Annotated in this window: 7 protein-coding genes; 3 read left to right on the top strand and 4 right to left on the bottom strand. The window is 58.3% G+C overall.

The features are described from left to right. Nucleotides 1-28: 28 nt before the first annotated feature. The 3 genes from mmsB to chvE form a co-directional block, all read right to left on the bottom strand. Entirely contained in the window at nt 29-1,240 is a 1,212-nt protein-coding gene (mmsB, locus tag AB4Z13_RS24940) for a multiple monosaccharide ABC transporter permease (protein WP_113325148.1), read from the bottom strand. Beyond that, nucleotides 1,237-2,775, bottom strand: coding sequence for a multiple monosaccharide ABC transporter ATP-binding protein (gene mmsA, locus AB4Z13_RS24945; protein ID WP_310386720.1), 1,539 nt, complete (start codon nt 2,773-2,775; stop codon nt 1,237-1,239). Before mmsA ends, mmsB begins: the two co-directional genes overlap by 4 nt. 92 nt (nt 2,776-2,867) lie before the next feature. Continuing rightward, the gene (gene chvE, locus AB4Z13_RS24950) at nt 2,868-3,932 is read right to left on the bottom strand and encodes a multiple monosaccharide ABC transporter substrate-binding protein (protein WP_007824697.1); all 1,065 of its coding nucleotides are present in this window, start codon (nt 3,930-3,932) and stop codon (nt 2,868-2,870) included. A 270-nt stretch (nt 3,933-4,202) separates the two neighbouring features. Here chvE and AB4Z13_RS24955 point away from each other — a divergent pair, with 270 nt between their 5' ends. After that, nucleotides 4,203-5,213, top strand: a complete 1,011-nt coding sequence (locus tag AB4Z13_RS24955) for a LysR family transcriptional regulator (RefSeq protein WP_007824698.1) — start codon at nt 4,203-4,205, stop codon at nt 5,211-5,213. 35 nt (nt 5,214-5,248) lie between these two features. Here the strand turns inward: AB4Z13_RS24955 and AB4Z13_RS24960 are convergent, their stop codons facing one another. Beyond that, on the bottom strand, nt 5,249-6,055 hold the full coding sequence (locus AB4Z13_RS24960; RefSeq protein ID WP_442207050.1) for a putative glycolipid-binding domain-containing protein: 807 nt from the start codon (nt 6,053-6,055) through the stop codon (nt 5,249-5,251). On the opposite strand from AB4Z13_RS24960, the gene AB4Z13_RS24965 reads away from it, so the two are divergent. Both AB4Z13_RS24965 and AB4Z13_RS24970 read left to right on the top strand, forming a co-directional pair. Beyond that, nucleotides 6,041-6,496, top strand: a complete 456-nt coding sequence (locus AB4Z13_RS24965; RefSeq protein WP_113325145.1) for a hypothetical protein — start codon at nt 6,041-6,043, stop codon at nt 6,494-6,496. The genes AB4Z13_RS24960 and AB4Z13_RS24965 overlap by 15 nt on opposite strands. Before the next feature lie 316 nt (nt 6,497-6,812). After that, nucleotides 6,813-7,225, top strand: a 413-nt coding sequence (locus AB4Z13_RS24970; protein ID WP_442207051.1) for a Hint domain-containing protein, incomplete at its 3' end; no start/stop codon positions are given.

Below are 7,225 nucleotides of genomic sequence, written 5' to 3' on the forward strand. Positions count from 1 at the left end.
GACTGCGATGCGGGGGCTGAGCCTAAACTCAGCCCTTGTTCTTATTATAGACGTCGAAGAAGACGGCAGCGAGAAGCACTGCACCCTTGACCATCTGCTGGGAGTCAGTGCCAAGGCCGTGGATCGACATGCCGTTGTTCATGATACCCATGATCAGAGCGCCGATGACAGCGCCGGTCACCTTGCCCACGCCGCCCTGTGCCGATGCGCCGCCGATGAAGCAGGCCGCGATCACGTCGAGCTCGAGGCCGAAGCCGCCCTTCGCCGTTGCCGAGTTGAGACGCAGCGCAACGATCAGACCAGCCAGACCGGCAAGCAGACCCATATTTGCGAAAGTGAGGAAGGTCAGCCGCTCGGTGTTGATACCGGAGAGCTTCGTTGCCTTCTCGTTACCGCCCATCGCGTAGATACGGCGGCCGATCGTCGTGCGACGCGTGATGAAAGCGTAAGCCGTGATCAGCACCAGCATGATGACGAGCACGTTCGGGAAGCCCTTGTAGATCGACAGCTGATAGCCGAGCGCCAGGATGGCGAGAGCGACGATGCCGTTCTGCGCAATGAAGAAGCCCAGAGGCTCGACGTCGTTGCCGTGCTTTTCGTTCGACTTGCGCGCGCGCCATGCCAGATAGACGAGGGTCACGGCGCCGATGACGGTCAGGATGATCGAGGTCGAGTTGATGCCGCCCATATCGAAAAGGTTGGGCAGGAAGCCGATGCTGATCAGCTGAAAGGCCGGAGGGAACGGACCGATGCTGGTGCCCGTTCCGGCTCCCGTCATCACGGTCAGTGTCAGGCCGCGGAAGACCAGCATGCCGGCGAGCGTAACGATGAAGGACGGGATCTTGTGATAGGCGACGAAATAACCCTGAACGCCGCCGACCAGCGCACCCACGGCCAGACAAATAACGGTCGCGAGCACATAGTTCATATGCCACTGCACCGTCATGACGGCGGCGATGGCGCCGATGAAACCGACGACGGAGCCGACCGAAAGATCGATATGGCCGGCAACGATCACCAGCAGCATGCCCAGCGCCATGACGACGATGAACGAGTTCTGCAGGATGATGTTCGTCAGGTTGAGCGGCCTGAAGAGAACGCCGCCGGTCGAGATCTGGAAGAACACCATGATCGCGATGAGCGCGATGAACATGCCGTATTCACGGATGTTGCCTCGAACAAATTCGCCGATGGAGACGACACGCCCTTGCTCGGTGATGGGTTGATTGATCGGCGTCATTGTTTCTTCTCTCCTGAGCGCATGATGGCGCGCATGATGGTTTCCTGGCTCGCTTCTCCCTTCGGCAGTTCCGCAACGATACGTCCTTCGTTCATGACGTAGATGCGGTCGCACGTACCAAGAAGCTCAGGCATTTCCGATGAAATCATCAGAACGCCTTTACCGTCAGCCGCGAGCTGGTTGATGATAGTATAGATTTCATATTTGGCGCCAACATCAATGCCGCGCGTCGGTTCGTCCAGGATCAACACTTCGGGATCCGAGAACAACCATTTCGACAGAACGACCTTTTGCTGGTTGCCGCCCGACAGGTTGACCGCTTCCTGGAAGATGCTGGAGGAACGAATGCGCAGCTTCGACCGATAGTCGGAGGCGACGCGCGATTCCCTGACACTGTCGATAACGGTGGCATTCGACACCGCTTCCAGATTGGCAAGCGTCGTGTTGTGAACGATTGTTTCGCCCAGCACGAGGCCAAGGTGTTTGCGGTCTTCGGTCACATAGGCGAGACCGGCGTCGATCGCCTTGCGCACCGTCGTCGTATCGACCTTCTTGCCGTCGACGAAGACGTCGCCGGTGATCTTGTGCCCATAGGACTTGCCGAAGACACTCATGGCGAATTCGGTGCGGCCGGCGCCCATCAGGCCCGCGATGCCGACGACCTCGCCCTTGCGGACATTCACGTTGATGTCGTGCAGGACCTGGCGGTCGCGATGCTGCTGGTGGAAGGCATTCCAGTTTTTGACTTCGAAGATCGTCTCGCCGATCGGCACGGAGCGCGGCGGATAACGGTCCGCGAGGTCTCGGCCCACCATGTTCTTGATGATGATGTCTTCGCTGATCTCGTCCTTGTGACAGTCGAGCGTCTTGACGGTCATGCCGTCGCGCAGGACCGTGATCTGGTCGGCGACCTTGCGGATCTCGTTCAGCTTGTGGGAAATGATGATCGAGGTGATGCCCTGCTTGCGGAATTCCATCAGCAGGGTGAGCAGCGCATCGGAATCGCTTTCGTTCAGCGATGCGGTAGGCTCGTCGAGAATGAGCAGCTTGACGCTCTTCGACAATGCCTTGGCGATCTCGACGAGCTGCTGCTTGCCGACGCCGATGTCGGTGACGAGCGTGTTCGGAGATTCCGCCAGGCCCACCTTGGCGAGCAATTGCTTCGTGCGATTGAATGTATCGCCCCAGCTGATGACGCCGTTCTTGGCGTTTTCATTACCGAGGAAGATGTTTTCGCCGATTGAAAGCTGAGGTACCAGCGCCAGTTCCTGGTGGATGATGACGATACCGATTTCTTCGGAATCCTTCAGGACCCTGAAGTTGCGCACATCGCCTTCATAGACGATGTCGCCATCATAGCTTCCTGCCGGATAGACGCCGGAGAGCACCTTCATCAGGGTCGACTTGCCGGCCCCGTTTTCGCCCACCAATGCATGGATCTCACCCTGACGAACCTTGAGGTTCACATTCTCGAGCGCCTTGACGCCCGGGAACGTCTTGGTGATGTTCCGCATTTCGAGGATTGTATTTTCCATGACTAAAAACCCAACGCCGCGACCAGAAATGACCCGGCGATCATAGAATCGAAGACCGGAACCCGCAATCGCGCGGGTTCCGGCCATTCATATTACTTCAGCTGGTCTTCCTTGTAGTAACCGCCATCAACGAGAACTGCCTTGTAGTTCTCCTTGGTCACGGCGACCGGCTTCAGCAGGTAGGACGGAACGACCTTGACACCGTTGTCGTAGGTCTTCGTGTCGTTGACTTCAGGCTCCTTGCCGGACATGACGGCATCAACCATCGAAACGGTGACCTTCGCCAGATCGCGGGTATCCTTGAAGATCGACGAATACTGTTCGCCAGCGATGATCGACTTGATCGACGGGATTTCCGAGTCCTGGCCGGTGACGACAGGCAGCGGCTGCCCAGCCGAACCGTAGCCGACGCCCTTCAGCGACGAGAGGATACCGATCGACAGACCGTCGTAAGGAGACAGGACAGCGTCAACCTTGGCGTCGGTGTAGTTAGCCGAGAGCAGGTTGTCCATGCGGGCCTGGGCCGTTGCCGGATCCCAACGCAGCGTGCCGACCTTGTCCATGCCGGTCTGGCCGGACTTCACGACGAGCTTGCCGGAGTCGATGTAGGGCTGCAGGACAGACATTGCGCCGTCATAGAAGAAGAAGGCGTTGTTGTCGTCCGGCGAACCGCCGAAGAGTTCGATGTTGAACGGGCCCTTGCCGTCCTTGAGGCCGAGCTTGTCGACGATCGTGCCAGCCTGGAGAACGCCAACCTGGAAGTTGTCGAACGTGGCATAGTAGTCGACATTGGCCGAGTCGCGGATCAGGCGGTCATAAGCGATGACCTTGATGCCGGCGTCATGAGCCTTCTGGAGAACGTCGGAAAGGGTCGTACCGTCGATCGAAGCGACGACGAGAACCTTGGCGCCCTTCGTGACCATGTTTTCGATCTGCGAAAGCTGGTTCGGAATATCGTCGTCAGCATACTGCAGGTCGGTCTGGTAGCCGGCAGCCTGGAGCTGCTTGACGATGTTGTTGCCGTCGTCGATCCAGCGAGCCGAAGCCTTCGTCGGCATTGCGATGCCAACCAGGCCCTTGTCGGCCGCCATAGCCGGCATAACGAACGATGCGACGCCGAAAGCAGCCGCAGCCATCAATGAGATAATGGATTTCATTTCTCTCTCCCTTGTTAAAGATTAGCGGACGAAAAATCGCCCGCCCCGAAACTGTGGCAGGTTCCGTATTGGATAGTTACTTCAGATGGTGAGAAACGAAGTAGGTCTCCTCCACGATCTCACACGTGTTGAGTGCCAACCAGCACACGGCGGCAAACTGGTATGGATTCCTATAACTGTCAAATAGAATAACTGGTAATGTGCATAACAAATTTGGTATATCGTTAAAAAGTATTACTTTTGATGGAGCGCAGTGGGGAGGCTGCAACCATGACGATTATCTCCGAGCCATTTTCTTTGGAACATGTCGACATTAACAGCGACAATTTTGGCGATGACGGCCTTCTACGTGCAGGACTTAAGCTGAATCACCTGCGTATGATTGTCGCAATCGAAGATAGCGGGCAGATTTCGGCTGCCGCAGAGGTGCTGAACATATCGCAGCCGGCGGCCTCCCGAATGCTGTCCGAAATGGAGTCGATTGTGAAGACTCCGCTCTATGAGCGGGTTGCCCGCGGCGTGGTGCTGACCACCTTCGGCGAAGCTCTCGCCAGGCGTGCGCGCAAGATCCTTCTGGAGCTGCGTGAGGCAAGCCGCGAGATCGGCGAATTGAAGAGCGGCAAGGGCGGCTCGGTCTTCATCGGCGCCGTCACCGCGCCCGCCATGAGCCTCGTCGTTCCCGCCATCAACACGGTGCGCAAGACCTTTCCCGGCATCGAGGTCAACATCCAGGTCGAGACCAGCAATGTGCTGGCGCGCGAACTTCTCGCCGCCCGCCACGACTTCATCATCAGCCGCATCCCCGATGACCTCAACCCGCGCCTTTTCGAGGTCCGCGAGATCGGCGTCGAGAAAGCCTGCCTGATCGTGCGCAGCCGCCATCCCCTCTTAAAGAAGAAGAGCCCAAGCAGCCTGTCGGAGATCAAGGATTACGATTGGGTGTTCCAGCCGCCGGGCACGCTGCTACGCCGCACGATAGAGGATATCTTCCTGTCGCGCGCCGTTCGGCTTCCGGAAAACATCGTTAACACCTCTTCGCTGCTGCTGACTTGCGCGATCATCTGCGAGACGGATGCCATTGCCCCCGTCGCCGTCGATGTCGCCCAGTTTCTCGCCTCTCAGAGCTCGAACGCCTCCGACGTGCGCATCCTGCCGATCGATTTCGAGATCAACGTCAAGCCCTACAGCCTGATCACCGTCCGCGAGCGCGCCCTGCCGCCGAGCGCCCGGCTGCTCTACGATCTCATTCTGGAAGAGAGCATCCGGCAGGCTGAGGGCTAGGGCCTTCAAGATACCCGGACTGAACGACACGCATGCTACGACAATCTTCTGAAAACGCCCGGGTAATCCAGCACGATGCCGTCGCCGTCGACCTCGAGTTCAGCGGAAAATCCGGTTGATAGGCCCTCATAGAGAAAACGGTTCTCGGCAAGTTTGGTATAGCGCTGTTTGACGGGTTCGACGATCAGGTCCGGCAAGGAAACATAGGCAGCATTGATGCCCTCGGCGACACCTATTCTTTGTTCAAGCCGCCGGATTGGCAGGGTGTTGGTGAAGGGTGTTGCTGCAATATCGACATCGATGCACCCGGCCAAATCGGAAATCTCCGAGCCATTCCCGTTGACCCAACGACCGCGGCCGTCAGACAGAATGTGCAGTCTTGGACCCTTGGCGATCTGAACCCCAACTTCGCGCACCCGCCAATGCGGGTCGATCACCAACCGGTAGGTCAGATCATATTTGCCGGCTTCGAACTGTCCGGTCACCACACCTTCCGCAAGCACACCCTCATCATTGTGGAGGATGGAAAGACGCTCAAGTCCGTCTCCGTCCCAATCGGTCCATTGTATTGTCCGCTTCCACGCTGTCATACGCGCCCCCATTTCCTTGTCCACAAATACTGCCCCTGTCGTGGCGACCGGCTCTGGACACAATACATTGCGGACAGTTCGCCAGGCATGGGATTTCACCAGGCCGGCACCACGCCAAGATTTACTGTGGCCACCAGAATGCTTCAATCTGACCGGGACAGGCTCAGGATCGTGTATCGAAATCCAGCCCGGCGCCAACTTGGCGCCGTCTAATGCGCCGCTCGAAAAGGAAGGCGCATGCTGTTCGGACAATCGATATTCCAATCCGTTCTCGAACGGTTGAAAGAGGAAGACGCCGGGGAAGCGGAAGAGCCGGCCGCCCATCGCGTTCCCGGCTTTCCGACAGGCCTCGCCTTCGATGTGATGGAGGGTGTTTCGGCTGCTTCGCAGCGGGTCGGGCAAGCCTATTTCGACAATCTCCGCCCCGAGCCGGCGATTGCGGCGCCTCCCCCGCTGGCGCCCGAACCGATCATGCCCGATCACCTCGCCCGCATTGCACCGGAAGAGATTGCCGCGGACCTGTCGATTTCATCTGCCGATACGCAACAGACGCTGAACGAGAAACGGCGCGCTTTCGCCAAGGCCAATCATCCTGATGGTGTCGCAGAGCCTTTCCGCGCCAATGCCAACAGACGCATGATGATCGCCAACCTGCTGATCGACGAGGCGATGCGCCGCCTGCCGCGCAGCTGAAGCTTCCCTGTCCGCCGTCGAACGATCTGACGCGTTCCAGGCTTTGGACGGCTGGCGTTTCCGGCTCGCTTTGCGGCTTGTCTACACTGCTTTTTTCTGACAACTCAACCGGTACTGATAGCAGCCCGATTGAATATTTCGCGTTTTAGTAGCAGATAATTCCTCAGCTTTTTGGTACAGGCGACAGCATATTTCGGCACGCCAACATACCGTGCCTACTCCCTTTTCATTAGGCCTCAACGCTATTTAGCGAAATTGAATGCGATACAACCTTTTGTAACATAGGCCGGTGTTAATGTTATCGAAGGACACCAGCATGTCATCCACGCAAGATCCTAAGCTGCCACGCAATACCGCGCGCAGACATTTTCTAGGTGTTGCCGCTGCGGCCGGTGCCCGGCTTGCCGGCGTTGCGGCATTGGCGACGGCAATTTCCACCTCTCCCGCGAATGCATTGGGGCGGCTTTGGGGGCGGGGCGGCTCCGGTGGACATGGAGGCTCTGGCGGACACGGCGGCTCCGGTGGACACGGAGGCTCTGGCGGAAACGGTGGCGGTGGCGGCGGCCCGCAGTGTTTCCTACGCGGGACGGCGATCCTCACGGATTGCGGTGAAAAGCCCGTCGAGGATCTGCGCATCGGCGATCGCGTTGCCCTTCCGGACGGGAGCACCCGTCCCATCAAATGGGTCGGCCGCCAGGTCTTCAAGAAGAGCGGCGCACGCTGGCATGA

The organism is Rhizobium sp. YAF28, assembly GCF_052113285.1.
In the GTDB taxonomy this organism is placed as follows: Bacteria; Pseudomonadota; Alphaproteobacteria; order Rhizobiales; family Rhizobiaceae; genus Rhizobium.

Excerpts from the sequence above, each read along its gene's own strand:
- mmsB (WP_113325148.1), bottom strand. The coding sequence starts at position 1,240 with ATGACGCCGATCAATCAACCCATCACCGAGCAAGGGCGTGTCGTCTCC.
- mmsA (WP_310386720.1), bottom strand. The coding sequence starts at position 2,775 with ATGGAAAATACAATCCTCGAAATGCGGAACATCACCAAGACGTTCCCG.
- chvE (WP_007824697.1), bottom strand. The coding sequence starts at position 3,932 with ATGAAATCCATTATCTCATTGATGGCTGCGGCTGCTTTCGGCGTCGCA.
- AB4Z13_RS24955 (WP_007824698.1), top strand. The coding sequence starts at position 4,203 with ATGACGATTATCTCCGAGCCATTTTCTTTGGAACATGTCGACATTAAC.
- AB4Z13_RS24965 (WP_113325145.1), top strand. The coding sequence starts at position 6,041 with ATGCTGTTCGGACAATCGATATTCCAATCCGTTCTCGAACGGTTGAAA.